This is a genomic window from Rhodococcus jostii NBRC 16295 (genome assembly GCF_001894825.1).
GTDB classification, from domain to species: Bacteria; Actinomycetota; Actinomycetes; order Mycobacteriales; family Mycobacteriaceae; genus Rhodococcus_F; species Rhodococcus_F jostii.
Map to the genome: position 1 here is coordinate 118,873 of NZ_BCWY01000010.1, position 25,867 is coordinate 144,739.

The following is a 25,867-nucleotide window of genomic DNA, read 5'->3' on the forward strand; positions in this document are numbered from 1 at the left end:
AAGATTCGCACGCCCTCGGTTTCAGCATCCGCAGCTGTCAGATTCAACCGATCGTCGACCGGTCAGCTGCGACGTCGACGTTTCTGGTTTTACTCACGGTGTGGCCACTGCATTCTGTCTCGAGTTTCCGACATTCCTTCGGTCGTCACCGGCGTGACAGCGGGCGGAGAGGTGGAGGAACATGGAACAAATGAAAGCGGTTCGGCTCCACGCCTACGGCGGACCGGAAAAGCTGGTCTACGAGGATGCTCCCCTTCCGGAGTCTGCCGGGGACGAGCTCCTGGTGCGGGTACACGCTGCGGGGGTCAACGTGTTGGACTGGTTGCTCGGCGAAGGCGGGTTCGAACACTTCCCCGATGTTCCGCTGCCGTGGATTCCGGGGTGGGACATCTCGGGAGTAGTGGAAGTGGTCGGAAGCGGCGTCAGCGGGTTCCGGCAGGGCGACAGCGTCTATGGAATGGTTCGGCTGCCCGAACCCGGCAACGCCTACGCCGAATACGCGGCAGTCCCCGCCGGTCAGGTCGTCCCCAAGCCGCCCAGCCTGTCCCACATACAAGCAGCGGCGATGCCGATGACCGGATTGACGGCGTGGCGGGCCCTCTTCGACGAGGCCGGCCTACAACGAGGGCAACGCGTGTTGATCCATGCCGCCACGGGCGGTGTCGGCCATCTGGCCGTGCAATTCGCGAAGGCGCGGGGAGCGCACGTGGTCGCAACCGCGTCCGGCTCCAACCGGGAGTACGTGTATTCGCTCGGCGCTGACGAATTCGTCGACTACCGCCAGCAGCGGTTCGAGACGTCGGTGGCGCCGGTGCATGCCGTGATCGACACGGTCGGCGGCGAAGTCCAACAGCGGTCCCTCGACGTGCTGGAGCGAGACGGGGTTCTCGTCGCCCTGCCAGGAGAGGTCCCGGACGAGGTCCAGGCCGAAGCCGAGCGACGCGGTATACGGACGCGTTACTTCAGCGTCGAACCGAACGCTGACACGCTGGCCAAGATCTCCCGGCTCGTCGATGACGGCACAGTGCGGCCCACGATCAGCTCGGTGTATCCCCTCGCCGGAGCGCAAGCCGCCCACAAAGAGGGCCGGGCAGGACACGTCCGAGGGAAGCTCGTTCTCGACGCGACCACGGTTGCCACCTGACCCGCGTTCATCAAGACAACGAATCAACGGACGACGATATCGCCGGCAGGGGCGTGATGTTCCTTGTCGTAGACGACGTCGCGGCCCTATCCGCCGGTATGACCGCGCCGGAAGTGCGAAATCCGCTTCAAGCAAGTAACGCGCTGGCCGACGGAGGCCGGCTCCCCGAGTTAGACCTAACGGCCGCTCGACAGACAGTCCAGAGCTCTACCGCTGAGCTATCGGCGATCAGTGAACGGGGCGCTATGTCTGCGGGCTGCGGCTGCGGTTCCGCGGCCCGCATGCCATCCTCGGGAGATGGCACGAACCTGGTTGTCGGTGACGGTGGAGCTGATCGGCGGGCGCGGCGAGGAACTGTGGCCATGGCCCGGCCGCGTCTTCGCGGTCGGACCATCGCACACCTTCATGGACCTCGCGAATGCCGTCAACGACGCCTTCGCTCGGTGGGACAGGTCTCACCTGTCGATGTACACCCTTGCCGATGGACGAGTGGTCACCGACGCGGAGACTGGGGCGGAGATGGCTGGGTCGATCGATGGGCCCATCACGGAGCCGGTGGACATCGAGACAGCCAAGATCGCCCGCCTCCTGGGCCCTGGAGCAGAGTTCCAGTTCACCTTCGATCTGGGCGATAACTGGACCCACCGCTGCGTGGTCGGCCGCGACAAGATCGACCCCATGAAAGTGCTGGGAACCACGCCAGGCAATCCCCTGCCCTACTGGGGATGGGGCAGCATCCCGGACCAGTACGGACGCCGGTGGGCCGACGACGACGGGGACAGCCGAGCACCGCGCAGACCGAGCCAGCCGCATCCGATGCTGCTGCACGCGTGGCCCGGACGCGAGCAAGTGCCCCCGCTCGAGGTGTCCGAGCTGCGCGCCGCTATCGCGACAGGAGATGCGGTCCGCTTCCTCGCCGCGGTGAGGGGACATGACGTCGACGACGCGCTGCAACAGGTGGGGGCCGGCATACCGATGGCACTGAAACAGCGCCGGGAGCAGGCAGAGCCGGTGACGCTGTCGGTCATCAACCGGCTGACTCTGCGCGCCGGCAGGGGCGACGAAGTGCTGGCCGAGGACCTGCTCGCGTGCCTGCGCGACGAGCCGCTCGCAGGGCGGGTGGTGCCGGTCGACCTCGAGATGCTCGGCACCGCACTGGAGGGAGATCTGGGCATGTCGACGGGTGGCTACGTCGACCAGCGCACCGGGGACGTGTACGACGACAGCAGCACTGACCCGGCGATGGTCGGGGAGGACGCCGCCGTCGACGTGGAGGAGGAGCCCGACCGTTGGCTCCGGTTCGACCGCACAGGTTCGCGCGACGGTTGGCGTGACATGGCGGCCTTCGCCGAGCGCCAGCACGATGCGGCGCTGCGGGAGCGGCTGAAGCGGGCGATCGAGGGCAAGGGCGCGTTCCACCGGTTCCGCAACCTGGTCCACCAGGAGAACCTCGCCGAACAGTGGTACGCGTTCTCCGCCGACCGCCAACTGGGTCGTGCCCGCGAGTTCCTCGCCGACGAGGGCATCCGCGTGGGCTGACGGTCAGCCCACGCCGTGCCACCTGGCGATCGTTCTTTGTATTCCGCTGGCCTACAAGACGATAACGACATCACCGGCCTCTCATGATCTGCCGTCTCAGCGGTCCTCTCGCAATGCGGTTCGGCTGGCGATGGGTCCGTTGGGACAAAGCCGCTCCCCGCCGGTGGAATGATTGAGTCGGATTCCGAGTCGCAACGTCACCGCTGCAGGCTCGTCACCGTCACTGCCAACCCCTTGTCGGCATTCCTCACGCAGCGAAGACTCGAATCCATGAGTAATAAAGCAGTGGTCAGTCTCACCACCGGTCTCGAGGACGCCGAGAAGGTGACGGTTGCGTTTCTGGTCGCGGTCGGCGCGGCAGAACAACAGCGCGAGACGCTGATGTTTCTCACGAAGGAAGCAGTACGACTCGCGCTCGACGGCACGATTCAGGGGGTGGCCTGCGAAGGCTGTCCGCCGCTTCCCGATCTGGCAGCACGATACAAGACCGCGGGCGGCATCTACATGGTGTGTCCGATCTGCTTCGAGGCCAAGCACCTCGACAAGGACGCGCTGGTCTCCAACGCCGAACTCGCCGGGACGGTGCCGATGTGGAAGTGGATCGGCGACGACGGGGCGGTCACGTTCAGTTACTGAACGGCTGAGGGTGCGGGGCGAGGGCGCAGGCCCGTCGATAGGCCCCGTCGTCGCCGAGGTCGAAATCCCGGACGCTGATCCCCTGGTGTCGAGACGTGACCGACGAGCATCAGAGTGGGGCGAGGCGTGCCTTGAGCAAGCAGAACTCATTGCCTTCGGGGTCGGCCAGGACATGCCACTGCTCCTCCCCCGTCTGGCCGATGTCCGCCGGGCGAGCACCGAGCGCGAGAAGGCGTTCGAGCTCGGCGTCCTGATCGCGGTCGGTGGCGTTGACGTCGATGTGCAGCCGGGATTTCCCCTTCTCCGGCTCATCCCTGCGACTGAGGATGATCGTCGGCTGCGGACCGCCGAACCCTTCGCGCGGCCCGATCTCCACCGAGCCGTCGCTCTCGCGATCGAGCACCACGAAGTCCAGGACCTCGCACCAGAACCGCGCCAGCACTTCAGGGTCGCTGCAACCGAGTACGAGCTCACTGATACGACATGACATTGACAAAACCTACTCTCAGCGTCGACGTAGATCTCATACTATCCGCCACTAGTAAGGCGGACGTCTGAGAAGTACGTGTGTCACGGCTACCGGTATCACCTTGCAGTGGTGTGGGTTTGACCGTATCCCACACGGAATCGAGTTGCCCATCGAAGTGCGTCATTGCGTCAATCAGCATGCGCGGTAATGCTCCGGCGTCGTCTGCGTATCACCCATTTTCTCCCTCGGCGACGAAGAACACGGCGAGCCCGACGCCGAGGACCTTGACCCATTCGGTCGGGGTCAGCCGGGAGGAGCCGAAGATCGCCTGCATGAACGGGGCGTAGGCGAACAGCACCTGCAGCACGATGCACGCGGTGATCGCGCCGAGCACATATCTGTTGCCGAACAGCCCTTCCCGGTTCAGGATGGAGGCTTTGATGTGTCGGCTGTTGATCAGATAGAACATCTCGGTGATCACGATCGCGTCGACCGCGATGGTGCGGGCCGCCTCGACGGTGGTGCCGGATTCGAGTTCCCACAGGAACAGCCCGAGCGCGCCGGACATCATGAGCACCGACACCAGCGCCACCCGCCAGACAAAGAATCCGGACAGCAGCGACTCCGTCGGCGGGCGGGGTGGCCGGCGCATCACGGACGTTTCGGTGGGTTCGAACGCCAACGCCAACCCGAGCGTGCTGACCGTGGCCAGGTTGATCCACAGCACCTGCGCAGGGGTGAGGGGCAGCGTCAGTTGGAACAGGATCGCCGCGATCACCACCAGTGCTTCGCCGCCGTTGGTGGGCAACATGAACAGCACGAACTTCTTCAGGTTGTCGTAGACGCCGCGCCCTTCGCGCACCGCGGCGGCGATCGTCGCGAAATTGTCGTCGAACAGCACCATGTCCGAGGCCTCCTTGGCGGCCTCGTTCCCGGTGCGGCCCATCGCGACCCCGACGTCGGCGCGGGTCAGGGCCGGGGAGTCGTTGACCCCGTCCCGGGTCATGGCGGCGACCTGCCCATCTTCCTGGAGGGCTCGCACCAGTCGCAGCTTGTGTTCGGGGCAGGCGCGGGCGAAGACTTCGGTCTCGGCGACGACGCGGCGCAGCGCCGGGTGGGAAACCGCCGAGTATCAGCAGACCGCGGGTGTATGGCGACCGACGCCCGACCCGAGCCGGCGGTGATACACCCATGAGGAATCGACTCGCCGATCCACGACGCCAACACGTCATCGCCACCGTCAGCCAGCTCGTGGACGGCGTCCGCTCATCAACTGGGCGCGACCCGATACCCGTTGCCGCCGTATTGGTCGCCTCGACCGCGGCGCCGCTCACCTGGCTCGTCTCGATCGATCGGGACGACCCCACCGCCGTACTACACACGAGCACGAACGGGACGGCCTCGGGCGCGGACGCTCTCACCGAGTTGGCCGCGTGGGACCAGCGAGCGTGGACGTGGATCGCCGACGAATGCGCGATGTTCGGCGGACTCCATCTCCGCGCCCGCCACCCCGAACTCGTCCGCCGGTACTGACCGGATCTAGTCGTAGATAACGGCAAGTCCCCGGCGCTCGAGGTCCGCCAAGCCGTCCCGCATGGCTTGAAGCTGTTCGGGTGAATGCCCCACCCAGTCCGTGATCTCGCCGACTATTCTCACGGGCTCCCGGGTGCGGTAGGAGAGGGTCGGATTTCCGGGAAACTTCTTGTCCGTCACGTTCGGGTCGTCCTCCAGTGCGCCTTCCGGTTCCACGATGTAGATACGAGGCCGGCCCTCTCCAGTGGCCAGCTCAGCTCCCCACACTGCGGCATCCAATGTTTGCGTCACATAGACGTTGTTCGATAGGCGTCCTTCGGCGTAGTTCGACGGGCGTCCGGGCACCAGCAATTCACCCACCGAGAGGTCCGCCTTGGTGCCGTGGAAGAGCGCACCCGACTCGTGCACTACAAAAGGTTTCGTCACAACAACCCCATCCGTTGTAGTTGGTTCGAAGATTGTGCAGCACGTCAGGGGCCTTGCCGCAAGCCCCTTTCTCTGTCATATAGTGAGAATGGGAAAGTAAGTAGGTCAAGACCTGTGGGTTGGAAGATCTCAGGCGACTTCCATTCCAGTCGAATCCGATTGATTCGGTGCTTGATTCCGGTGTGATGTCGGTAAGGCCAGACGGTGTCCAGCCTCTTGCCTGATCCCGGCCGAGGACCGAGACCGAGTGGTCGATGACACCCCATCAGGCGGCCCGCTCCTCGACCGGAGACCTTCTCCGGCGCCGGGTCGCCACCCACGGAGGTACACGAATGACATCGCCCATGGAGTCCGTCCCCAATCTGTCCGCGCTCGCCGGGTCCTGGACCCTGGACCCTTCTCGCACCTCGATCACCCTCCACACCAAGGCGTTATGGTTGCTCCCGGTCAACGGGACTTTCCAGGCCGTCGAAGGCGCCGGAACGGTCGGCGCCGACGGATCTGTCACCGGAATGCTGGTCGTCGACGCCACCTCCGTGAACACCGAGAACACCAAACGCGACCAGCACCTGCGCTCCGCCGACTTTTTCGACGTCCAGAAGTACCCCACCATCGTCTTCACCGCACCAGAAGCACGGCCTGCCGATACGGGAGACCTACACCTCGACGGCGATCTGACCGTTCACGGCCAGACACACCCGCTCACCATCCCCGCCCATGTCGTCGCCGCGCAGGACACCGCGACAGTCACCGCCGAAGTACACCTCGACCGCAGCAACTGGGGTCTGACCTACACGAAAAAGGGCTCCCGCCTCGCCACCCACGTCGTGATCAACGCCCATTTCATCAAATCCTGACCAACCGGCCAGCCTGTTCGCACACCCTCCGTAGCAGGAACCTCCAGCGGCGCTTCCCATCGACGATCATTGACGGCGTGGAGAACACCAGCACCCATCGAGACGACATCGTCCGAGAGTCATACTCGGCCAGATCCCAGGAGTACGCGGATCTCTTCGGCTCCGTGACTTCGACACACCCAACCGATCGCGCCCTGGTGAGCAGCTGGGCCGCCACCCTGACAGGTCCCGTGCTCGACGCCGGGTGTGGTCCGGGGCAGTGGACAGACTTCTTGGCCGCGTGCGGACCAGCCGTGAGCGGGATTGATCTGGTTCCCGAGTTCGTCGACCGAGCTCGTACGCAGTTCCCAGACCTCACCTTCGAAGTCGGCGGTTTCGAGGCATTGGACGCCGCGACCGAATCACTGGGTGGTGTGCTGTCCTGGTATTCGCTCATTCACCACAGTCCGCAGGACATCCAGACTCCGCTCGCCGAGTTCGCGCGCGTGATTCGGCCGGGCGGAGGATTGTTGGTCGGCTTCTTCGAAGGAGCAACCGTGGGAACGTTCGACCATGCCGTCACCACTGCCTATCGATGGCCGGTGGCTGAACTCGGCCAGAAGTTGATCACAGCCGGCTTCGAGGTGATCGAGACCCATACCCGGACGGGGCGTGGCTACCGGCCTCACGGCGCGATCACCGCGCGCCGGCAGAGCAGCCGGTGAGGGTCCCTCCTGCATCACGGAGTCGTCGTTCCTCGCGTGGAGTCGAGACGATGCAGCACGGCACGCGCCCCGTCGAGGAGCAATTCGAGGGCGTTCGGATAGGCGCTGCGTTCGGAGAGGTCGACGAGCAGATCGGCGGTCGCCGCGATGTGTGGATGGGTTTCGGCCGGAAGCTGTGCGTAGGAGGATCGCCACAGTTGCCGGTCGGACTCGCGCACGGCGTCGGGTAGCGCGAGTTCGGCACCGTCGAGGGCCGCGAAGGCCAGCATCTGATCCACGTAGGCGCGGTAGAGCCGCACCGCGGCGCCGTCGGGGAATCCCGCCTCGCGCAGAATTCCGAGGATCGTCTCGACTGCGGACTTTTCGGAGGTGCGGCCGCTGACTCGGCTCGCCGACAAGACCGCCGCCTGAGGATGATCCAGATATGCTGCGTGCGAACGAATTCCGAGGGAATGTAGATCGCGCCACCAGTCCCCCGTGGGTTCCCACCCGTGGAACGACCGACCGATCAGTTCGTCGGCGATCGCCAACGTCAGGTCGTCGATGCCGTCGAAGTACCGGTAGAGGGTGCTCGGATCGGCGCCGAGCGCAACCCCGAGACGGCGGACCGACAGGCCTGCACTGCCGTGGTGGCGGAGCAACCGCAATGCCGTGTCCACGATCAACTTCTCCGAGAGCACGGCGCCCTGCTTCGTCGGCCGCCTCCTACGCCGGGCCGATTCCGAGACCATCTGCTTTGCCATCACCGACTCCTTCCGCTGTCGCAACCTTATGCCAACACCGTTGACGGTGTAAACGGCGAAGGTGTTGCATGTCACAGGCAGCGCGCGGCAACTCGTCCCCGACATCCACCCAGCGAAAGCGACGCACACATGGCAGCACAGAACAACGGCACAGCCGGCGCACCACCGGCGGCGGGCCTCCAGAAGACCCTCGGGGTCCTGGACGGAATCGCAATCGCCGCGTCGAGTACCGCGGCGACGACCAGCATCGGCGTCGGCCTGGGAGTCATCGCAGCCGTGGTCGGACTCCAGATGCCGGTGGTGCTGCTGCTGGCGTTCGTCCCGATTCTCGGAATTGCCGGTGGATACGCTCGGCTCAATCGTGTCGAGCCCAATTGCGGAAACAGCTACGTGTGGGTGGGCCGCAGCCTCAGTCCGTGGCTGGGCTTCCTCACGGGCTGGATGGCGATCATCGCCGTCGTGGTGTTCATGGCCTACACCACCGCCATCGCCGGGTCGGCGATCCTGCAGCTCGGGGGCATGGCCGGTGTGCACAGCATCGGGGGGCTCACTCTCGACCCGGACTCGACGCTGCAGTCCACACTGGTGGGGCTGATCATCCTGGGTGCGGTCACCTTCACCGCCGTCCGAGGCGTCGCGGTCGCGGCACGGCTGCAGAAGTATCTCCTCGTCTTCGAATACGTCGTGCTGATCGGTTTCTGCGTGTACGGGCTGTTCGCCGGCAGCCAGCCGTTCTCGCTCGACTGGTTCAATCCCTTCGCGATTCCCTCGTTCGCGTTGCTCGCGCAGGGCATGGTGATCGCGGTCTTCTTCTACTGGGGTTTCGAGGCGGCGTTCAGCGTGAGCGAGGAGGTCCACGATCCTCGCGATGCCTCCCGCGCGGGTGTAATCACCGTTTTCCTGGCACTCGGCTTGTTCCTGCTCGGTGCGGTGTCCTTCCAGCGCGTCCTCACCCCGGCGGAACTGGCGGACAACGGTACCGTCGGTCTCGCGTTCCTCGGTGAGGCGCTCGCCGGCCAGCCCCTGGCGGCGCTACCGGTGGTCGCGCTGATGTTCTCTGTCGTCGCGTCACTCCAGGCAACCGTGATCCCCAGCGCCCGTGGACTGTTCGCCATGGGCCGGGACCGCACCCTCGGCTCGGTGTGGACCCGGATCCATTCCCGCTACGGAACCCCGGCGGCCGGGACGTTGCTGCTCGGCGGCATCTCCGCGGTAGTTGCGTTGCTGGCCACGGTCATTCCCAAGCTGAGCGACCTTCTCGGTGCCGGCATCAGCTCCATCGGTCTGGTCGTCGCGCTCTGGTACGGCCTTACGGCACTCGCCGCCGCGGTGCGGTTCCGGCGACTGCTGTGGGAGCATCCGTGGGAGGGGCTGCGTGCGGTGGTGTCTCCCGCGCTCAGTGCGCTGGTGCTGCTGGCACTGGGCGGCTACCTTGGCTGGATCTTCTACACCTCAGCCGATCATCTCGAATTCAGCGCAGCCAACGGCTGGTTCCAGCTGTTGTTCCCGGTGCTGATCCTGGTCTCCGGCCTGGTGGTGGCTGCGCACGCGAAATGGGTCCGGAAGTCACCGTATTTCCTCACCGGCCGGGGAACGGACGCCGACGACGCGGACCTGCTCGACAGGCCTGCGCCCGCAGAAGTCCCCGTCACCACCCCGTCCTGACCGATACGACCCGATCCACACGACGACGTCAGCACTTCCCGATAGGAGATTTTCGATGTCAGCAGCACCCGCAGATCTGCTCTTCACCGGCGGATCCGTTGCCACCCTGAACCCTGCCCGCAGCCGTGCCACGACGGTCGCCGTCACCGGCGGACGGATATCGGCGGTGGGCCACGACGAGGTCCGGGAACTGATCGGCCCTCACACCGAGGTCGTGGACCTCACCGGACGGATGCTGTTGCCCGGTTTCCAGGACGCGCACATCCATCCCGTGCTGGCCGGCCTCGAACACGCCCGCTGCAACCTCACGGGCACCAGCGATGCGGCCTCCACACTCGCCGCCGTCCGCACCTACGCCGACGAGCACCCCGAGTTGCCGTGGATCGTCGGGGGCGGGTGGTCGATGGAGGCGTTCGACGGGGGCACACCCACCGCGCGACTACTCGACACAGTCGTCCGTGATCGCCCGGTGTTCCTGCCCAACCGCGACCACCACGGGGGGTGGGCGAACACCAGAGCCATGGACCTCGCCGGCATCACCCGGGACACCCCGGATCCCGTCGGCGGACGCATCGAACGCGATGCCGACGGCGAGCCGACCGGCATGTTCCAGGAGTCGGCGATGGAGCTGATCGGCTGCCACACTCCGCAGCACACCCCCGACGACCGGCTGAAGGCACTGCTCTACGCCCAGCAGTACCTGCATTCGCTCGGCATCACGGCCTGGCAGGACGCGCTCCTCGGCGACGCTTCAGGCATCGCGGACGTCTCGGACGCCTACCTGACGGCAGCGCGCGACGGATCTCTCACCGCACGGGTGGCGGGCGCCCTGTGGTGGGATCGCGATCGGGGCGCCGACCAAATTCCCGAACTGCTCCAGCGGCGCTCCCGTCTCCGAGTGGGGCGGATGCGGGCCGATACCGTGAAGATGATGCTCGACGGTGTCGCCGAGTCCCGCACGGCGGCCATGATCTCCCCGTATCTCGATGGATGTGGTTGTCCTACTGCCCATTCCGGCACCAGTTTCGTCGACCCCGAACACCTGCGCGACTACGTCACAGAGCTCGATGCCCTCGGATTCCAAGTGCATTTCCACGCCCTCGGCGACCGAGCGGTACGTGAGGCGCTCGACGCGGTGGATGCCGCCCGGACGACCAACGGGTTCCGCGACACCCGGCCGCACCTCGCGCATCTGCAGGTGGTGCACCCCAGCGACATCGCGCGCTTCCGCGCTCTTGGTGTCACGGCCAACATGCAGCCGCTGTGGGCGGCGCACGAACCGCAGATGGACGAGCTCACCATCCCGTTTCTCGGTGACGAACGCGCCCGCCGGCAGTATCCGTTCGGTTCCCTGCTGCGCGCGGGCGCCACCATGGCAGCCGGCAGCGACTGGCCGGTCAGCAGCGCCGACCCGATCCACGGCATCCATGTCGCAGTCAACCGCGTACTGCCCGGTGACGACGGCCGGGATCACCCGGTGTTCCTGCCGGAGCAGCGCCTCGACCTCACGGCCGCGCTCACCGCGTACACCGCGGGGTCCGCGTACGTGAATCGTCTGGACGACACCGGAAGCATCGAGGTCGGTAAGCTCGCCGATCTGGTGGTCCTCGACCGGGATCCGTTCACCGTCAGCGATGACGCGATCGCCGACACTCGGGTGGCACTGACCTATGTGGGCGGGGACCGCGTCTACACGGCGCCGAATGCCTGAGTCGGCGGCAGTATCCGGCCCTACTGCGCGCCGAGGGAGTCGATCGCGGCCCGGAGCTTAATAGTGGCCTCGTCGGCGACGCCCTGCAACGCCGGTTCGTCGGTGACCTCGACCATCAGTCGCGGGTTCATCGCGTCGACGATGATCGTGTCGTCTGCGGACGTGTCCACGCGGACCACGACGTTGCAGGGCAGCAGCAGGCCGATCTGCCGATCCACGTTCACGGCGCGGTGCGCGAGCGGCGGGTTGCACGCGCCGAGGATGAGGTAGTCCTCCATGTCCTCACCGAGTTTCGCCTTCAGCGTCGCCTTCATGTCGATTTCGGTGAGCACGCCGAATCCTTGCGCGGACAGCGCCTGCCGAGTGCGCTCCACGGCGTCGGCGAACGTGGTGTGCAGAGTGGTCGACAGTGCGAGATTCATGATTGTTTCCTGACTTCGGTTCACGAGTGCGGTTGTCGCCGTTCAGGCGAGAGCGAGGAAGATTTTCTCGAGTTCGGCTTCGGTCATCGGCTCGGTGCCCTGCGGGGTCTCGCCGGTCAGGCATTCCCGCAGGCCGGTGGCGACGATCTTGAATCCGGCCCTGTCGAGTGCCCGCGAGACGGCGGCGAGTTGGGTCACGACGTCCTTGCAGTCGCGGCCCTGCTCGATCATCGAGATCACGCCGGCGAGCTGACCGTGCGCACGGCGCAGCCGATTGAGTACCAGGGCAATGCTGTCTTCGTCGCCGACCATGGTGTGGGCCCTTTCGTAGGTTGCTCCCCGATAATACCCCCAGGGGTATATTCGGGAGGTGGGGCCGACGGCCGTCGTGGCGCCGATCGGCATCCGCGGCCACACTGGAGGTGTCCCGCCGAAGTCAGGAGACAGTGATGGGCGACAACAGGCCGTTCGGGTTCGACCCCGACGATCTCGACCGCGTGATCCGTGAGGCCGGCGAGGAATTGCAGGGCGTCAAGGATCGCATCGTCAGGTTCCTCGACCAGGCGGATTCCCAGATTCCGTGGACGGGCGTCTTCGCCGACTTCGCCCGCACCCCGCGCCCCGGTTCGAAGCCGGAGACGACCGGGGAGACCGGTGACGGCGTGTGGGCGATCTACACGGTCGACGCCGAGGGCGTCGCCCGCGTCGAACAGGTGTATGCCACCGAACTCGATGCACTCCGCGCGCACAAGCACAACACGGATCCCCACCGGTCGGTGCGGTTCCTCCCCTACGGCGTCACCGTCAGCGTCCTCGACCAGCCGGAGGAGGCGACCCCGCGCGAGACGGAGTGAGCGAGGCCGCTCACTCCTCCAACTCGAGCGGTAACTCCGCGGTGACTCGCCAGCTGCCGTCGGTCTGCCGTCCGGCCTCGAGTGTGCCGTGCAGCACGGCGACCCGTTCGCGCATGCCCAGCAGCCCGTTGCCGGACCCGAGGGAGAACTGGCCCGTGGAGTTGCCGTTGTCGGTGATCTCGACGAGGACATCGGTCTCGCGGCGCCGCACCCGCACCTTCGCCCGCGGGCGTTCTCCGGCGTGCCGCAGTACGTTCGTCAGCGATTCCTGAACCAGACGGTGGACGCCGAGACTGACGGCGGGGCTGATGTCGTCCAGCTTCCCCGTCAGCTCCAATTCCACGGGCAGGCCCGCGCTGCGCATCATGTCGACCACCCGGGCGAGACCGGCCGTTCCGTGCTGGGGCATGTCGTCGGTCGCAGGTTCGGTACGCAACAGCGACACGGTGCGCCGCAGCTCCGCCAGAGCCTCCCGCCCCGTGCTCGCGATGTTGGTGAGCGCTTGTTTCGCGATCTCGGGGTTTTTCTTCAACGCGTACGACGCGCCGTCGGCCTGCACGATCATCACACTCACGGCGTGTGCGACAACGTCGTGCAGTTCCCGCGCGATCCGCGTGCGCTCGGCGGCCACCGCGTCCTCGGCGCGCCGATCCCGGTCGTAGTCGGCGACGGCGAGCCGCGCGGCCACCTCCTCGTCGTACGCCCGGCGGGCTCCGAGGAACTCCGCGGTGATCCACGACAGCGCGAAGATCAGCGCCGAATACAGACCGGTCTCCAGCGGCCCCTGCTCGAGCAGCCAGATGGAGAGTGCGGAGTCGAGCACCAGTCCCACCGCGAACACGGCGGCGGCGCGCCGGTCGACGTAGGCGACGAGGGTGTAGAGCGCGACCGCGAGGGCCAGCAGCCCCGGGTGCTCGGCATCGAGATCGTCGATCGAGTAACTGACGAAGGTGATCGTGATCGACACCACCAGAATCGCCCCGGCAGCGGCGCGAGGGTACTTGCGGCGCCACACGATCGGCAGGCACAGCAGGAACCCCATGACGAGCTGCACCCACGGTGACCGATCGCCCGCCGCAGTGAAGACGAACACCTCGAGGGTGAACAGGATCGCCGCCAACATCGAGTCCGCAACCGTCGGCTTTCCTCGCAGCCACAGACTGAACCTCCGCATGTGCACAGCGTAAGTACCTCGCGGTGGGTGTGGTTGAGTCTGCACCATGAATGTGGGTGACTGGGCGCTTCTTCTCACCGCCGCGACAGCTGCCGGCTGGGTGGACGCCGTGGTCGGCGGCGGTGGACTGATCCTCATTCCCGCGCTGTTTCTCGTCGCACCGCAACTGACGCCCCAAGCGGCGCTCGCCACCAACAAGCTCACCGCGTTCACCGGTACCTCCGCCGCGGTGATCACGTTCGCGCGCCGCATCCAGATGAACTGGCGACTGCTGGTTCCGGCCGGCCTGCTGGCGGCGGTCGCGTCCGCGCTCGGCGCGGCGACGGTGTCGCGCATCGACAAGGACGTCTTCATCCCGCTGATCATGGCGGTGCTCGTCAGTGTCGCCGTGTTCGTGACGATCCGGCCCCAACTCGGGACCACACTGGCGAAGGATCCGCCGACCCGGCGGAAGGTCGTCGCGGTCGTCCTGCTCTCCGCCGGCCTCCTCGGCTTCTACGACGGACTGTTCGGGCCGGGCACCGGCACCTTCCTCATCATCAGCTTCGCCACCTTCCTCGGCACCGAGTTCGTGCGCAGCGCCGCGATGGCGAAGGTGATCAACCTGGGATCGAATCTGGGTGCGCTGGTGTTCTTCGCCGCCACCGGTCACGTGCTGTGGGCGCTCGGGCTGAGCATGGCGGTCTGCAACGTGATCGGCGCGGTCACCGGTTCGCGGATGGCCCTGAGCAAGGGCGCCGGTTTCGTCCGGATCACCCTGCTGATCGTGGTGATCGCGATGGTGATCCGGTTGGGTTGGCAGCAATTCGGCTGAGCGACCGACTACGGTGGTCCAGGTGACGGCTCCACGACAGGTTGATCCGGAATTCCTTGCCCTCCCCCTGCGTTCGCTGGCGGACGCGGCGCTGACCGCGGCCCGTGCGGCGGGGGCGTCGCACGCCGACCTGCGCGTGCACCGCCTGACCAGCCAGTCCCTGCGATTGCGGGACGGCGAGGTGCAGTCGGCGGTCGACACCAACGAACTCGGCTTCGCGGTGCGCGTCGTCGTCGACGGCACCTGGGGTTTCGCCTCGCACGCCGAGCTGACTCCCGCGACCGCCGCCGCGACGGCGGAGCAGGCGGTGGCCGTCGCCCGCGCGTTGCGCGGACTCAACCGGGAGCACGTCGAACTCGCCGACGAACCGATGTACACCGACGTCCACTGGGTGTCCGAGTACGACGTCGATCCGTTCGAAGTGCCCGCCTCCGAAAAGATCTCGCTGCTCGGTGAATACTCCCGCAGGCTACTCGCGGCGGACGGCGTCGACCACGTCACCGCCGGATGCCTGCAGGTGAAGGAGCAGACGTTCTACGCCGACCTCGCCGGATCGTCCATCGTCCAGCAGCGGGTGCGGCTGCATCCGCAACTCGAAGCCACCACCGTCGACCAGTCGGCGGGAGTGTTCGAGACGATGCGCACCCTCGCGCCCCCGGTCGGCCGTGGATGGGAGTACGTCGCCGGCGACGGCGTGTGGGACTGGACCGGTGAACTCGCGGAGATCCCCCATCTCCTCGCCGAGAAGGTGAAGGCCCCGACCGTGGTGGCCGGCCCCACCGATCTGGTGATCGACCCCACCAACCTGTGGCTGACGATCCACGAGTCCATCGGGCACGCCACCGAATACGACCGCGCCATCGGCTACGAGGCCGCCTATGCGGGGACGTCGTTCGCCACCCCCGACCTGCTCGGCACGCTGCGCTACGGCACACCGATCATGCACGTCACCGCCGACCGGACCGAGCGGCACGGGCTGGCCACCGTCGGCTACGACGACGAGGGCGTCGCAACGCAGTCCTGGGACCTGGTCGCCGACGGGCTTCTCGTGGGTTACCAACTCGACCGGGCCTTCGCGCCGCGACTCGGGCTGGAGCGTTCCAACGGCTGCTCGTACGCCGACTCGCCGCACCACGTTCCGATCCAGCGGATGGCCAACGTGTCGCTGCAGCCCGATCCCGACACCGATCGCAGCACGGACGAGCTGATCTCCGGTGTGGAGGACGGCATCTACGTGGTCGGCGACAAGTCCTGGTCGATCGACATGCAGCGCTACAACTTCCAGTTCACCGGTCAGCGGTTCTACCGCATCCGCGGCGGAAAACTCGACGGGCAACTCCGCGATGTCGCGTACCAGGCCACCACCACGGACTTCTGGGGTTCGATGGACGCCGTCGGCGGCCGGTCCACCTGGCAGCTCGGCGGCGCCTTCAACTGCGGCAAGGCGCAGCCCGGTCAGGTCGCGGCCGTCAGCCACGGCTGCCCGTCGGCGCTCTTCCGCGGCGTGAACGTACTGAACACTCGGACGGAAGGCGGCCGATGATCGCACCGCAGCAAGTCGTCGAGCAGGTCCTCGCCCGCGCCACCGTGGACGAGACCATCGTGATCGTCACCGACGCCAGCGAGGCGTCCCTCCGGTGGGCGGGCAACTCGATGACCACCAACGGCGTGTCCACGTCGCGCAGCTGGACGGTGATCTCGATCGTCCGGGCAGGTGAGGACGCGAGGGTCGGCATCGTCACGTCCGCGAGCGTCGACGCCGCAGACATCGACGGCGTGGTGCGTTCGGCCGAAATCGCCGCCCGCGCAGCCACACCCGCCTCGGATGCGATGCCCTTGCTCACCGGTTCCGACACCGACGAGCGCTGGGAGGATTCGGCGGAGCGCACCGAGATCGGCGCGTTCGAACAGCTGGCCCAGGATCTGAGCATGGGCTTCGACGGCGACGACCAGCTCTTCGGTTTCGCCCATCACCAGTTGCACACCACCTGGTTGGGCACGTCGACGGGCATCCGGCGCCGGTTCGCCCAGCCGACCGGGTCCGTCGAGATCAACGGCAAACGCGGCGACGCCAGCGCGTGGGTGGGCACCAGCACCAAGGACTTCACGGATGTGGCGAGCGTGAAGCTGCTTCAGGACCTGTCGACCCGCCTCGACTGGGCCCGCAACCGGGTCGAGTTGCCCGCGGGCCGCTACGAGACGATCCTGCCGCCCTCCGCGGTCGCGGACCTCATGATCTACCTCCTGTGGACCATGGAGGGCCGGGCCGCGGAAGAGGGGCATTCCGCCCTGTCGGCGCCCGGAGGCACCCGGATCGGGGAGAAGCTGAGTGCACTCCCACTGGCCCTCACTTCCGATCCGGCCGCGCTCGGCCTGGAGTACGCGCCGTTCGTCGTCGCCGGGTCGTCGTCCGAATCGCTGTCCGTCTTCGACAACGGCATGGACGCGGGCCGGGTGGACTGGGTTCGCGACGGCACCGTGAACGCCCTCGCGTACCCGCGGGCGGCGGCGAAAGAGTTCGGTGCCGAGGTGACCGTGCCCGGTGACAACCTGATCCTCGACGCGGGCGGCTCCGTGTCGCTGGACCAGATGGTGGCCGAGACCGAACGCGGGCTGTTGCTGACCACCCTCTGGTACATCCGGGAGGTCGACCCCGCCACGCTGCTGCTCACGGGCTTGACGCGGGACGGCGTCTATCTCGTCGAGAACGGGAAGGTCACGGGCGCCGTCAACAACTTCCGGTTCAACGAGAGCCCCCTCGATCTGCTGCGCAGGGTCACTCAGGCCGGCGCCACCGAGCGGACGCTGCCGCGCGAGTGGAAGGACTGGTTCACCCGCACCGCGATGCCACCGCTACGCATTCCGGATTTCCACATGTCCTCGGTCAGCAAGGCGCTCTGAGACGCGGGTTTCTATGCGGACGCTCGTCTAGGTGACAGCCCGTGCGCTTTCCGTTATAAATGCTGCAGACATCACGCATATGAGATTTCTCACTCCAGAGACGTTTCGCCGCGGATGTCATATTCAGGTCTCCAGAAAGAGGGGCCACCACTCATCGCGTCGCCGCGTTGTCGGCGCATGCGCCGAGTACCGCCCTTGCACGTCCGACCAGGAGGTTTCATGCACTCCGACACTCGCACCCGCGAGGCGCTCCACAGCCCCACCGGGGCGGCGAGACGTTTCGGTCTCGCCGACGTAGCACTGACGACGTTCGTATGCCTCGTCTGCGCGACCGGTATCGGCATCATCACCGGTTCAGTTCTGGCCGCCGCGGCGGGAGGGCTGATCGTCGTCCTCGCCACGGCGCTGATGGTGGCAGCGGTATAACCGCCCCGAGAAATCAGCGAAGCACCACAACCCAGGAGATCACTTTGTCGAACGACGTACTCGAGGCGGCAGCGCCGCCGGCACATTCGATTCCGCACCGCCACCCGGACGGACGTGAGGTTCTCGCGACCGCGAAGGGCATTCTCATCGCCACTCGCGGTTATGGAGACACGGAGGCATTCGAGGAGTTGCTCGACGTGTCCCGACATCACCACGTCAGTGTGCTGCGGGCAGCGAAGTCGTTGGTGGAGTTGGCGACCCGGCGGCAGCCGTGCCCCTCGGTGACGACCCCGACACCGTCGTACGCTCTCGAGTTCACGGAATGGACGACACTGCTGGCGCGGTGACGCGCTTTCTGTCCGCCCCGGTCAGACGCTCGCAGCCCCGGTGCGTGAGCCATTCGAGTGGCCCGCGGTCGAACCGCCGCAGCCACAGGCGGGACACGACGATCAGGGTTGCCGAGACGGCGCCGAACAACACGACGGTGACCGGAACGACGGTGGTGCCGTCCAACCGGGCGGCGAGTCCGAAACCCCACCCGTAGCAGACGATCGAGCACAGGATGTTCTGCAGCACATAGCAACTGAGCGCGGCCCGGCCGACACTCGACAGTGCGCGGCCGGTCACGCCGGGTTCACGCCCATCGGCGTAGCGGTGCGCGATCGCGGCGAGAAGCCCCAACGCCACCACCGGCGCGGTTCCGTACCTGCCCAGGAGCAGGCCCGCATCCCCGCCGAAGAGTCCGAGCGCGAAGTCGAGCGGGAGCGCCACCACCAGTCCCGCCATCATCAGGCGGCGTCGGAGAGCACCGCGGTCCGAATCGAGGATGCGTGCCCCGAAAAGGTGTGCGCCGAAGAGAAACAGCGCGATCGACAACGTCAGGATGAAGATCACCTCGAGGCGGAACAGCAGCAGATTGTCGGCGCGAAAGACGACGAGATCCCGGAAACTGCCGTCGGCGTAGGGATTCGGCGACAGTGTCTGCGGTTCCCGCGTCGGCGCCGAGGACACCGCCGCGACCACGAGCGCCAGCATCGCCAGGTGAACGGTCACCGCACACACCATCCACACTCGTTGCGCGCGCATACCCGCGGTCAGGATGAAGGCGACGACCAGCCCGGTCAGCGCATACCCGGTGAGGACGTCGAACTCGGTGAACAGCAGGAAGTGCAGCGCACCGTCGAACATCAGCAGCCCCGCGCGCCACGGGTACCCGCCGGGCCACCGCAGACCCCGCCGCTGGGCGGAACGCTGCTGGATCACCAATCCGATGCCGAACATGATCGTGAGCAGGCCGAGGAACTTTCCCTGCGCGAACTGCTGCAGCACGGCCTGCACCGGCGCCCACCCGCCGGTCGCCCGACCGGTGCCGCCTATGTAGCCGACAAGCCCCTCGACGTTGGTGAAGATCCAGATGTTGGTGCCCAGTGTGCCCAGGATCGCGGCTCCGCGCATCACGTCGAGCGCGGCGTAGCGGTGGGAACTCGATCGTTGCGACGTCATGCGTTCGACCCCCATGGTTTATTAGTACGATCGTGCCAGCAAAGGTTATGCTAACACGATCGTGTTAGCATGATGGGGTGCCGAGGCTTATCGACCACAACCAGAGGCAACAGGAGATCGCCGAGGCCGTGTGGCGGGTGATCCAGCGCGACGGCATCGGCGCGGTGTCCGTACGCGACGTGGCCGCCGAGGCAGGAATCTCGAGCGGTTCGCTGAGGCACGTATTCGCCAGCAAGGCCGAACTTCTCGCCTATTCGATGCAACTCGTCGCGACCCGGGTCCGTGCGCGGGCGCAGGCCCACACCTCGATCGCCGACCCGTGGCAACGCGCGCTGGCCGTGCTGGACGAACTACTCCCCCTCGACGACCGCCGGCGCTGCGAAATGGAAGTGAACCTGGCCCTCGTCGCCGAGAGCCCCGCCCATCCCCAACTGAAAGAGATCGCCCTCGATGCCCAGCGGCAACTCCGTGGTGCGTGCGCCGTAATCCTCACGGGTCTCGCTCAACGGGGCCTGATCGCGCCCGACATCGACGTCGATACCGAGGCGATGCGCCTGCACGCACTCGTCGACGGCGCGGCGATGCACGTCCTGCTCGGCGACACCGACACCCCGGACACCGCGCAGCGCATGATCGCCGAGCACCTCCGCAGTCTGGCCCGACCAGCCAACGGGACGGGGACGCATTCGGTGGGCACGCGCGAACCCTACCAACAACTTAGGTTTGGCTCACCTGCGTCCTCGTGCTGATCGGGTGAGGACCGGCGCCAGGACCCTCGGGTGGAAGACCCGGACCGGCGAATCGATCATGTTCGCGACACGCACGAATCGGACCAGCACCTGCGGATCGCGGGCCGCGAGGGCATGCACCCTACCGAAGTACCAGTTCATGAACGGGGTACCGAACGGCGCATCACCCTGTGTTCCAGGCCAGTTCATGTCTTCCCCTGCAGCCATCCTCCACGGCGCCTCGAGCCTCCTCGGCACTCTCTTCAGGAAGTGGTGGGCCATCGCGTCGATGGTCTCCCCCTTGCGGACGCCGCGTTCGAGACATTCCCGCAACGTCATCGCATCCAGAGCGCTGGTGGTCATTCCCTGACCGTAGATGGGGTTGAAGCTGCACAGGCTGTCGCCGAGCACGATCAGACCGCCCGGGAAGCGCCGCATCCGTTCATAGTGCCTGCGGACGTTGGCGCGAAACTTGTACCCGACGATTGGCGTCAAGGGCTCCGCGTCGCGCATGAACGTGTAGATGTCGGGCGCCTCGAGATTGCGCGCGAATTCGAGAATGCCGTCCTCGTCGCGCGGCGGGTGGTCACCGTTCCAGCCGCCGAGCATCACGATCCAGCGCTGACCCTCGACGGGAAAGATGACACCCAACCGTGTTCCGTCCGGCGGGGTGGGCGCGATGATCAGCGCCTTCCACGGGCAGTCCTCGATCGGCGGTCGGGCATAGAACCGTGTCGCGTAGCCGACATCGACGTCGATGACCGACATCTCGGGGCGGCCGTACCCCAACTCCTCGAGCCAGCGCGGCGTCCGGGAACCGCGACCACTCGCATCGACAACCAGGTCGGCGGCCACAGTCTCCTCGGTGGCACCCACTCCACGCGACTGGACCACCACCCCGGTGATCCGGCCCGCCGTGGTGTCGGTGACGAATCGCTTGACGTAGCACCGATCGACGAGACCGATGTTGGAGATCTGGCACACCCGCCGACGGATGTGCCATTCGAGGAACGGTCGGGTCTGACAGGTGATGACGATTCCGCTCGGTACCCGCAGCTTCCACACGCCGCGGTGGTACCAGGCGAAGTCTTTCGTCATTTCGACTTCGGCCGATCCTCCCTCGATCAGTTCGGCGGTGAGACCGGGGAAGGACTCCTCCATCAGGCTCAGGCCGCGCTTCCAGATGCTGTGGACGTGACGGCCCTGGGGGACTCCCGGTCGAGGTTCGGCGCCGTCGACCAGTGGGTCCTTCTCGAATATCGTCACCGTGCCGAAGTAGTCCGCCAGGACGCGGGCCGCGAGCAGGCCGGCGATGCTGCCCCCGATGACGACCGCATGTGCGTCCCGGCGAGGGGCATTCAGTCTCTGCGATCGCTCGTGCAGGACGATGTGGCGGTTCATGGTGGGACTTCCTTCTACGGGACATCTCCACCGTGATCCCCGAGCCGGCACGCCACCAGGCCCCCTGGGGTGGCCCTCCCCCACCCCAGGGAGACCACATCGACCCCTGAGGGGGTTGCGCTTCGTGTAGCCCGTTCCCGGGGCTACCGGTCGTCGGCCGTGACGGCGAGACCGATGGTGCCCGTCTTTCCGCGCCGCAGGAGGCTGCCCTTCATCGTGAGCCAGCCGAGGATGCCGTACTTGCGGGCGATCACGTCCCGCGTGTGATCGGTGCCGGCGGCGTCGAGGATGACGGCGCGGGCGGGAACGCCGGGACCCTTCGGCTTGCCGCGCGCGTCGCACGCCGCCACCGTCACCTCCGGGTTACGACGGATGCGTTTGACCTTGTAGGAGTCGGTGACGGTCCACATCAGCAGGCGGTCGCCGTCGGCCGCGGCCCACAGCGGCGTCGCCACCGGGGTGCCGTCCTTCCGAAACGTGGTGAGCAGGACATACTTCGCGGACGACACCCGGTCGAATTCTGTGGTCACCCGGCCCATGCTAGACCGAACCGCGGAGCCGGACGGTTGGTCAGTCGCCTTCGAGTTCGCCCTCGGTCTCGAGGTACACCTGCCGCAGTCCGTCGAGGGTCTGCTGTTCGGGGTGCTCCCACATGTCCCGCTCGGCCGCCTCGAGGAGCCGTTCGGCGATGCCGTGCAGGGCCCAGGGGTTGGACTGTTCCATGAACTTGCGGTTCTGCTCGTCGAGCACGTAGGTCTCGGCGAGTTTCTCGTACATCCAGTCGGCGACGACGTTGGTGGTGGCGTCGTACCCGAACAGGTAGTCGACGGTGGCCGCCATCTCGAACGCGCCCTTGTATCCGTGGCGGCGCATCGCCTCGAGCCACCGCGGGTTCACTACGCGGGCGCGGAACACCCTCGATGTCTCCTCCGACAGGGTTCGGGTGCGCACCGACTCGGGCCGGGTGCTGTCGCCGATGTAGGCCTCGGGCGACTTCCCGGTGAGCGCCCGCACGGTCGCGACCATGCCGCCGTGGTACTGGAAGTAGTCGTCGGCGTCGGCGATGTCGTGTTCACGGGTGTCGGTGTTCTTGGCCGCCACGGTGATCCGCCGGTACGCCGTCCGCATGTCGTCGGCGGCGGGGGCGCCGTCGAGTCCGCGGCCGTACGCGAAGCCTCCCCACGTGGTGTACACGTCGGCGAGGTCGGCGTCGCCGCGCCAGCTCTTGGAGTCGATCAGCTGCAGCAGTCCGGCCCCGTACGTGCCCGGCTTGGACCCGAAGATGCGGGTGGTCGCGCGACGCTCGTCGCCGTGTTCGGCGAGATCCGCCTGCGCGTGGGCGCGGACGAAGTTGCTCTCCGCGGGTTCGTCCAGTGCGGCGACGAGCCGGACGGCGTCGTCGAGCAGTGCCAGGACGTGCGGGAACGCGTCCCGGAAGAACCCACTGATCCGGACGGTGACGTCGATGCGCGGCCGGCCCAGTTCCTCGAGGTCGATCACCTCGAGGTTCACGACTCGGCGGCTCGCCTCGTCCCACACCGGGCGGACCCCGAGGAGCGCGAACACCTCGGCGATGTCGTCGCCGGAGGTGCGCATCGCGGACGTGCCCCACACCGACAGTCCCACCGACCGCGGCCATTCGCCGTGATCCGACTTGTAGCGGTCCAACAGCGATTCCGCCATCGCCTGACCGGTTTCCCAAGCGAGCCGGGACGGCACGGCCTTCGGGTCGACGGAGTAGAAGTTCCGGCCCGTCGGAAGCACGTTGATCAGCCCGCGCAGCGGCGAACCGCTCGGTCCGGCGGCGATGAATCCGCCGTCGAGCGCGTGCAGCACCTGGGCGATCTCGTTGTCGGTCTCCCGCAGCCGCGGAACCACCTCGGTGGCCGCGAACCGCAGGATCTTCGCGACGGTGGCGTCTTCGGTGAGTGTGTCGGCGGCGTCGGGCTGCCAGTCGGCGTCGTGCATGCCCTGCACCAGCGCATGCGCCTGCCGCTCGATGTCGTCCACGCGGGTGCGGGATTCGTCGCCGTCCTCGCTGAGGCCGAGTGCCTCGCGGAGTCCGGGGACGTTCTGCTCCCCGCCCCACATCTGCCGGGCCCGCAGCATCGCGAGTACCAGTTCGACCTCGGCGTCGTCGCGCGGCGCCTCGCCGAGAATGTGGAGTCCGTCCCGGATCTGGACGTCCTTGATCTCGCACAGCCAGCCGTCGACGTGCAACAGCATGTCGTCGAACACGTCCTCGTCGGGCCGTTCCTCGAGTCCGAGGTCGTGGTCCATCTTCGCGGCGCGCATCAGCGTCCAGATCTGCTGGCGGATGGCCGGCAACTTGGACGGGTCGAGCGCGGAGATGTTCGAGTGCTCGTCGAGGAGCTGCTCGAGTCGCGAGATGTCGCCATAGCTCTCGGCGCGGGCCATCGGCGGGATCAGGTGGTCGACCAGGGTGGCGTGGGCACGGCGCTTCGCCTGCGTGCCCTCCCCCGGATCGTTGACGAGGAACGGGTAGATGAGCGGCAGGTCGCCGAGCGCGGCGTCGGTGCCGCACGAGGCGGACATGCCGAGCGTCTTGCCGGGCAGCCACTCGAGGTTGCCGTGCTTGCCGAGATGCACCACCGCGTCGGCCCCGAAACCGCCCGAGGCAGCGTCGGCCGCGATCCACCGGTAGGCGGCCAGGTAGTGGTGACTCGGCGGCAGGTCGGGATCGTGGTAGATCGCGACCGGCTTCTCCCCGAACCCGCGCGGCGGCTGCACCATCAGCACGAGATTGCCGAACTGCATTGCGGCGATGACGATTTCACCGGCCGGGTCCTGGGAGCGGTCGACGTACAGTTCACCCGGGGCGGGACCCCAGTGTTCTTCGACGCCCTCCCGCAGCTCGGCGGGCAACGCCGAGAACCACTCGTGGTAGCGGGCCGCGGAGATCCGGATCGGGTTCCCCTCGAGCTGCTCCGCGGTCAGCCAGTCCGGGTCCTGGCCGCCGGCGGCGATGAGGGCGTGAATCAGCGTGTCACCGTCCCGGGCGGCCAGCCCCGGCACGGCGTCGGGTCCGTCCTCCGGGCCCAAATCGTAGCCGGCGGACCGCATCTCGGTGAGCAACCGGATCGCGCTGGCCGGGGTGTCGAGACCGACGGCGTTGCCGATGCGGGCGTGCTTCGTGGGGTACGCCGACAGCATCAGCGCGATCCGGCGCTCCGGCGCGGGAATGTGGCGGAGGCGGGCGTGCCGGACCGCGATGCCCGCGACCCGGGAGGCGCGCTCGGCGTCGGGGACGTAGGTGGACAGTCCGTCGGCGTCGATCTCCTTGAACGAGAACGGGACCGTGATCAGCCGGCCGTCGAACTCGGGGACCGCGACCTGGGTGGCGACGTCGAGCGGCGACAATCCGTCGTCGTTGGACTCCCACGACTCCCTGCTGCTGGTCAGGCACAGCCCCTGCAGGATCGGCACGTCCAGCGCGGCCAGCGCGGCGACGTCCCACGCCTCGTCGTCGCCACCGGCCGAGACGCCGGCCGGTTTGGTGCCGCCGGCGGCGAGCACGGTGACCACCATCGCGTCCGCGCGGCGCAGCGTCTGCAGCAACTCCGGTTCGGCGGTGCGCAGCGACGCACAGAAGATCGGCAGCGGGGTGCCGCCGGCCGCCTCGATCGCCTCGCACAGCGCCTCGATGTAGCGGGTGTTCCCGGCCAGGTGCTGGGCGCGGTAGTAGAGGACGGCGATGGTGGGGCGGCCCGGGTCGGCGTCGGGAGCGAAGGGCGCGACCCCCCAGCTCGGCAGGTGGACAGGTGCCTCGAACCCGTGACCGGTCAGCAGCACGGTGTCCGATAGGAAGTGGTGCAGCTGCGCGAGGTTGTCGGCGCCGCCCTCGGCGAGGTAGTTGTGTGCCTCCGCCGAGACACCGGCGGTGACGGTCGAGCACTCCATCAGTTCGGCGTCCGGGGCATGCTCACCACCGAGGACCACCACCGGCAGTCCGCTGGCCAGGACGGCGTCGAGGCCCTCTTCCCACGCCCGGCGGCCGCCGAGGATGCGCACGACCACCAGGTCGGCGCCGTCGAGCAGTCCCGGCAGGTCCTCCTCGACCAGCAGCCGGGCCGGGTTGGCCCAGCGGTAGTCCGCCCCGCTGGCGCGTGCGCTGAGCAGGTCGGTGTCGGAGGTGGAGAGCAGCAGGATCACGGGTGGAGCCTTCCTGGGGTGTCGCGCCCCGTGGCAGTGGTTCC

At 67.1% G+C, this 25,867-nt stretch carries 26 protein-coding genes; 15 read left to right on the forward strand and 11 right to left on the reverse strand.

What is annotated here, in order from left to right; genetic code table 11:
• Positions 1-181: 181 nt before the first annotated feature.
• The 3 genes from RJ1_RS09535 to RJ1_RS09545 all read left to right on the forward strand — a co-directional run bounded on the left by RJ1_RS09535 (position 182) and on the right by RJ1_RS09545 (position 3,319).
• Positions 182-1,144 carry an NADP-dependent oxidoreductase gene (locus RJ1_RS09535; protein WP_083400821.1) on the forward strand — a complete coding sequence of 321 codons (963 nt, stop codon included), beginning with the start codon at positions 182-184 and terminating at the stop codon, positions 1,142-1,144.
• Positions 1,145-1,441: 297 nt separating this feature from the next.
• Entirely contained in the window at positions 1,442-2,683 is a 1,242-nt protein-coding gene (locus tag RJ1_RS09540; RefSeq protein ID WP_073359707.1) for a UPF0158 family protein, read from the forward strand.
• A gap of 270 nt (positions 2,684-2,953) precedes the next feature.
• The gene (locus RJ1_RS09545; RefSeq protein WP_073359708.1) at positions 2,954-3,319 is read left to right on the forward strand and encodes a DsrE family protein; all 366 of its coding nucleotides are present in this window, start codon (positions 2,954-2,956) and stop codon (positions 3,317-3,319) included.
• A 109-nt stretch (positions 3,320-3,428) separates the two neighbouring features.
• Here RJ1_RS09545 and RJ1_RS09550 read toward each other — a convergent pair whose 3' ends face one another.
• Both RJ1_RS09550 and RJ1_RS09560 read right to left on the reverse strand, forming a co-directional pair.
• Positions 3,429-3,809 carry a VOC family protein gene (locus RJ1_RS09550; protein WP_073359709.1) on the reverse strand — a complete coding sequence of 127 codons (381 nt, stop codon included), beginning with the start codon at positions 3,807-3,809 and terminating at the stop codon, positions 3,429-3,431.
• Positions 3,810-4,017: 208 nt separating this feature from the next.
• Positions 4,018-4,830, reverse strand: a complete 813-nt coding sequence (locus RJ1_RS09560) for an HAD-IC family P-type ATPase (protein ID WP_378381299.1) — start codon at positions 4,828-4,830, stop codon at positions 4,018-4,020.
• A 149-nt stretch (positions 4,831-4,979) separates the two neighbouring features.
• Between RJ1_RS09560 and RJ1_RS09565 the strand changes: the two genes are divergently transcribed.
• Complete coding sequence (locus RJ1_RS09565) at positions 4,980-5,321, forward strand: hypothetical protein (RefSeq protein WP_073359711.1); 342 nt, start codon at positions 4,980-4,982, stop codon at positions 5,319-5,321.
• Positions 5,322-5,327: 6 nt separating this feature from the next.
• Here the strand turns inward: RJ1_RS09565 and arr are convergent, their stop codons facing one another.
• The gene (gene arr, locus RJ1_RS09570; protein ID WP_073359712.1) at positions 5,328-5,747 is read right to left on the reverse strand and encodes an NAD(+)--rifampin ADP-ribosyltransferase; all 420 of its coding nucleotides are present in this window, start codon (positions 5,745-5,747) and stop codon (positions 5,328-5,330) included.
• Positions 5,748-6,079: 332 nt separating this feature from the next.
• On the opposite strand from arr, the gene RJ1_RS09575 reads away from it, so the two are divergent.
• Positions 6,080-6,604, forward strand: coding sequence for a YceI family protein (locus RJ1_RS09575; protein ID WP_162850417.1), 525 nt, complete (start codon positions 6,080-6,082; stop codon positions 6,602-6,604).
• Between the two features lie 77 nt (positions 6,605-6,681).
• Positions 6,682-7,308, forward strand: a complete 627-nt coding sequence (locus RJ1_RS09580) for a class I SAM-dependent methyltransferase (RefSeq protein WP_378381302.1) — start codon at positions 6,682-6,684, stop codon at positions 7,306-7,308.
• 14 nt (positions 7,309-7,322) lie between these two features.
• Here RJ1_RS09580 and RJ1_RS09585 read toward each other — a convergent pair whose 3' ends face one another.
• Positions 7,323-8,051 carry a TetR/AcrR family transcriptional regulator gene (locus RJ1_RS09585; RefSeq protein ID WP_073359714.1) on the reverse strand — a complete coding sequence of 243 codons (729 nt, stop codon included), beginning with the start codon at positions 8,049-8,051 and terminating at the stop codon, positions 7,323-7,325.
• A 129-nt stretch (positions 8,052-8,180) separates the two neighbouring features.
• Here RJ1_RS09585 and RJ1_RS09590 point away from each other — a divergent pair, with 129 nt between their 5' ends.
• Both RJ1_RS09590 and RJ1_RS09595 read left to right on the forward strand, forming a co-directional pair.
• Entirely contained in the window at positions 8,181-9,716 is a 1,536-nt protein-coding gene (locus RJ1_RS09590; RefSeq protein ID WP_073359715.1) for an APC family permease, read from the forward strand.
• Between the two features lie 55 nt (positions 9,717-9,771).
• The gene (locus tag RJ1_RS09595; RefSeq protein WP_073359716.1) at positions 9,772-11,427 is read left to right on the forward strand and encodes an amidohydrolase; all 1,656 of its coding nucleotides are present in this window, start codon (positions 9,772-9,774) and stop codon (positions 11,425-11,427) included.
• Between the two features lie 20 nt (positions 11,428-11,447).
• Here RJ1_RS09595 and RJ1_RS09600 read toward each other — a convergent pair whose 3' ends face one another.
• Both RJ1_RS09600 and RJ1_RS09605 read right to left on the reverse strand, forming a co-directional pair.
• Positions 11,448-11,849 (reverse strand): DUF302 domain-containing protein, encoded by a 402-nt coding sequence (locus RJ1_RS09600; RefSeq protein ID WP_073359717.1) that lies wholly within the window; start codon positions 11,847-11,849, stop codon positions 11,448-11,450.
• A 42-nt stretch (positions 11,850-11,891) separates the two neighbouring features.
• Positions 11,892-12,161 (reverse strand): metal-sensitive transcriptional regulator, encoded by a 270-nt coding sequence (locus RJ1_RS09605; protein ID WP_073359718.1) that lies wholly within the window; start codon positions 12,159-12,161, stop codon positions 11,892-11,894.
• A gap of 137 nt (positions 12,162-12,298) precedes the next feature.
• Between RJ1_RS09605 and RJ1_RS09610 the strand changes: the two genes are divergently transcribed.
• Positions 12,299-12,703, forward strand: coding sequence for an Rv0313 family protein (locus RJ1_RS09610; RefSeq protein WP_073359719.1), 405 nt, complete (start codon positions 12,299-12,301; stop codon positions 12,701-12,703).
• 10 nt (positions 12,704-12,713) lie between these two features.
• Here the strand turns inward: RJ1_RS09610 and RJ1_RS09615 are convergent, their stop codons facing one another.
• The gene (locus RJ1_RS09615; RefSeq protein ID WP_073359720.1) at positions 12,714-13,877 is read right to left on the reverse strand and encodes a sensor histidine kinase; all 1,164 of its coding nucleotides are present in this window, start codon (positions 13,875-13,877) and stop codon (positions 12,714-12,716) included.
• A 46-nt stretch (positions 13,878-13,923) separates the two neighbouring features.
• Between RJ1_RS09615 and RJ1_RS09620 the strand changes: the two genes are divergently transcribed.
• From RJ1_RS09620 to RJ1_RS09640, 5 genes are all read left to right on the forward strand, one after another.
• Positions 13,924-14,691, forward strand: a complete 768-nt coding sequence (locus RJ1_RS09620; RefSeq protein ID WP_073359721.1) for a TSUP family transporter — start codon at positions 13,924-13,926, stop codon at positions 14,689-14,691.
• A gap of 22 nt (positions 14,692-14,713) precedes the next feature.
• Positions 14,714-16,234, forward strand: coding sequence for a TldD/PmbA family protein (locus tag RJ1_RS09625; protein ID WP_073359764.1), 1,521 nt, complete (start codon positions 14,714-14,716; stop codon positions 16,232-16,234).
• Positions 16,231-17,592 (forward strand): metallopeptidase TldD-related protein, encoded by a 1,362-nt coding sequence (locus RJ1_RS09630; protein WP_073359722.1) that lies wholly within the window; start codon positions 16,231-16,233, stop codon positions 17,590-17,592. The genes RJ1_RS09625 and RJ1_RS09630 overlap by 4 nt, the downstream gene beginning before the upstream one ends.
• Before the next feature lie 219 nt (positions 17,593-17,811).
• Positions 17,812-18,018 carry a hypothetical protein gene (locus RJ1_RS09635; protein WP_073359723.1) on the forward strand — a complete coding sequence of 69 codons (207 nt, stop codon included), beginning with the start codon at positions 17,812-17,814 and terminating at the stop codon, positions 18,016-18,018.
• Positions 18,015-18,365: an ANTAR domain-containing protein gene (locus tag RJ1_RS09640; protein ID WP_073359766.1), complete on the forward strand. Its 351-nt coding sequence runs from the start codon at positions 18,015-18,017 to the stop codon at positions 18,363-18,365. The genes RJ1_RS09635 and RJ1_RS09640 overlap by 4 nt, the downstream gene beginning before the upstream one ends.
• Here RJ1_RS09640 and RJ1_RS09645 read toward each other — a convergent pair.
• Positions 18,334-19,521, reverse strand: coding sequence for a DUF418 domain-containing protein (locus tag RJ1_RS09645; protein WP_073359765.1), 1,188 nt, complete (start codon positions 19,519-19,521; stop codon positions 18,334-18,336). The two genes, RJ1_RS09640 and RJ1_RS09645, sit on opposite strands and share 32 nt — an antisense overlap.
• Positions 19,522-19,598: 77 nt before the next feature.
• Here RJ1_RS09645 and RJ1_RS09650 point away from each other — a divergent pair, with 77 nt between their 5' ends.
• The gene (locus tag RJ1_RS09650; protein WP_240320095.1) at positions 19,599-20,270 is read left to right on the forward strand and encodes a TetR/AcrR family transcriptional regulator; all 672 of its coding nucleotides are present in this window, start codon (positions 19,599-19,601) and stop codon (positions 20,268-20,270) included.
• On the opposite strand, the gene RJ1_RS09655 is transcribed toward RJ1_RS09650, so the two are convergent.
• The 3 genes from RJ1_RS09655 to cobN form a co-directional block, all read right to left on the reverse strand.
• Positions 20,250-21,650, reverse strand: coding sequence for an FAD-dependent oxidoreductase (locus tag RJ1_RS09655; protein WP_240320093.1), 1,401 nt, complete (start codon positions 21,648-21,650; stop codon positions 20,250-20,252). The genes RJ1_RS09650 and RJ1_RS09655 overlap by 21 nt on opposite strands.
• A 143-nt stretch (positions 21,651-21,793) precedes the next feature.
• Positions 21,794-22,189: a PPOX class F420-dependent oxidoreductase gene (locus tag RJ1_RS09660; protein ID WP_073359724.1), complete on the reverse strand. Its 396-nt coding sequence runs from the start codon at positions 22,187-22,189 to the stop codon at positions 21,794-21,796.
• A gap of 31 nt (positions 22,190-22,220) precedes the next feature.
• Positions 22,221-25,823 (reverse strand): cobaltochelatase subunit CobN, encoded by a 3,603-nt coding sequence (gene cobN / locus RJ1_RS09665; RefSeq protein WP_073359725.1) that lies wholly within the window; start codon positions 25,821-25,823, stop codon positions 22,221-22,223.
• Positions 25,824-25,867: the final 44 nt, after the last annotated feature.